Here is a 2,254-nt window from a genome sequence, read left to right on the forward strand (position 1 = left end):
TTGCCGAAGACCCATACTACTCTGAACAACTTGAACATGCAGTGGGTAAGTAATGGCAATAATTTTTTCAGCATAATATTAGAACCAATTTCATTCGCGCCATCTGGATTCCGCCTTCAGGCTGTTTCTTCAGAAATTGCCCCTACAAGGTTTTCTCTTTTACCGAGCTATTCTAGTAACAGTCAGTTTGCACCAGGTTATCAAGTCTCTATGCCATTGCCGAACCAACCTGGTTTTTACGAATTAACTGTATTCGCAGGTCCTTTGTGGGATAAGGTTTTAAAAGAGGTTGATGAAAAAATTCACCCAATTGATGACCCAACAACACCTTTTTACTGTTGCTCTTGGGCTGCACAGGGTTGGTTTAGCAAAATTTCCGCTCCTTTTTCGAAATTGCTGGCCCACCTGCTTCCTTTCTTCTATTCGTTCACCAAATCTTGGGTTCTGTCGATAATTCTGTTAACACTTTTTCTTAGAATAATTCTTTATCCATTTAATTCTTGGTCATTTCGATCAATGGAGAAAGTGCGCGCTCTTGCGCCTCAAGTGCAAGCTATTCAAGAAAGATACAGAGACGTTCCTCACAAGGTGCAAACTGAAATTTTTGCACTTTATAAAAAACATAATATCAATCCTATTCTTGGTCTGTTACCTTTGCTCGCACAAATGCCATTTTTGTTCGGAATGTTCGAAGTTCTTAAATCAAGTTTTGAATTAAGAGGTGCACAGGTTTTCGCTGGTTGGATTGACAACCTCGCAGCTCCAGACGTTCTTTTTTCTTGGTCTAGTCCAGTTATTCCAGTAATCGGCAATCAGTTTCACCTACTTCCTGTCCTTCTTGCTCTTTCTATGTTTTTACAGCAGTGCTGGGCAATGGAAGGAACGCATCAGCGAAGAGGTCCTGCAATCCTTATGACAGCTATTTTCCTTTTGATGTTTTACAAGTTTCCTGCAGGTCTTAACATCTATTGGATATCATCTATTTTGTTAGGGCTTGCTCAGCAAGCCTTGACAAGGAAACGGAAATTGGATTGATACTGTTGCTCTAATGAACATTCAGAGGTTCGTGCGTTATTTGATCTTTTTGAGAATGACCACGATTAGGTTTTTGGAATGAAATCAACCAAACGAGGTTTGGTCGAGTCGATTCTTTCCGACATTGCCAACAGGGAACCAACCTATTTTCTTCGAGATTTTCTCGAAGTGTCGGGAAATATCTTCGCGAAAAGATTGTTTGAAGGACTTCTTGAGGAGGGTTGCGAGCCACAGCTTGGCTCGTTTAACCCAATTTATTTATGGGGTCCTTCCGGTTGTGGAAAAACTCACCTTATGGTGGGAACGGCCGTCTCGCTAAGGAAATTAGCTCACACTGTTCTGTATGCTACTTGTGAGACATTTATCGGTGCTATTCTTCGTGCAATTCGTTCAGAGTGTTTGAATGAGTTTCAGAATGAGCTGAGATCTTGCTCCGTACTCATGATAGATGAAGTATCTGATTTGAGCGATAGATCAAGAATGCAAGAAGAATTTTTTCATGCTTTCAATACTTTACGCACAGCAGGAAAACAAATTATTATATCTTCGAAAATAGCCCCACATCAACTTGTGGCGATTGAAAATCGACTGATAAGTCGATTCGAGTGGGGCCTGCTAGCCCCCATGACTCTCTTCACAGAAGAAAATCAAACACAGATACTGGATAAAATCCTACAAGCTAGGGGGTTCTCTACAGAAAAGTCCATACCAGAAAAACTTACAAAAATTTTCGGGCAAGACACGGACCGTTTTATAAAATGGTTGGACACTCTATTAAACAAAAAAATTACAAGCTCGAACCTAGAACCACTACTGAAAGAAGAAAAATTATTAAATAAAAAAATACCCGATTTCAACACTATTTTAGACGCTGTTTGTAGGCATTTCCAAGTGGAACAAGACGAAATACTAGGCATTTCTCAAAAAAAAACAACATCCACCCCGAGACGAGTAGCCATGTACTTGTGCAGAATATTACTCCGACTGCCCCTCCAAAAAATAGGCCATGTATTCAAAAGAGACAACACAACAGTATCAATAAGCTGCAAAGCAATCTCAAAATTACTGTTAACTGATACAAACCTAAGAGAGAAAGTCGAAGAAATCAAAAACTCCTTTCTCTCCCAATGAACACTTACCTCGGAGTAGAGGGATTCGAACCCCCGACCTGCTGCTCCCAAAGCAGCCGCGCTAACCAAACTGCGCTATACTCCGAAAA

The 2,254-nt window shown here is 40.6% G+C and carries 2 protein-coding genes and 1 tRNA gene; 2 read left to right on the forward strand and 1 reads right to left on the reverse strand.

Translation table 11 applies throughout. The features are described 5' to 3' along the window. Positions 1–210 precede the first annotated feature (210 nt). Positions 211–1,035: a membrane protein insertase YidC gene (gene yidC / locus GCCT14_RS04465; RefSeq protein ID WP_478209990.1), complete on the forward strand. Its 825-nt coding sequence runs from the start codon at positions 211–213 to the stop codon at positions 1,033–1,035. A 78-nt stretch (positions 1,036–1,113) separates the two neighbouring features. Beyond that, positions 1,114–2,166 carry a DnaA ATPase domain-containing protein gene (locus tag GCCT14_RS04470; protein WP_108624398.1) on the forward strand — a complete coding sequence of 351 codons (1,053 nt, stop codon included), beginning with the start codon at positions 1,114–1,116 and terminating at the stop codon, positions 2,164–2,166. A gap of 9 nt (positions 2,167–2,175) precedes the next feature. On the opposite strand, the gene GCCT14_RS04475 is transcribed toward GCCT14_RS04470, so the two are convergent. Beyond that, positions 2,176–2,250 (reverse strand) — tRNA-Pro (locus tag GCCT14_RS04475). Positions 2,251–2,254 lie beyond the last annotated feature (4 nt).

This window comes from Candidatus Similichlamydia epinepheli, assembly GCF_003056015.1.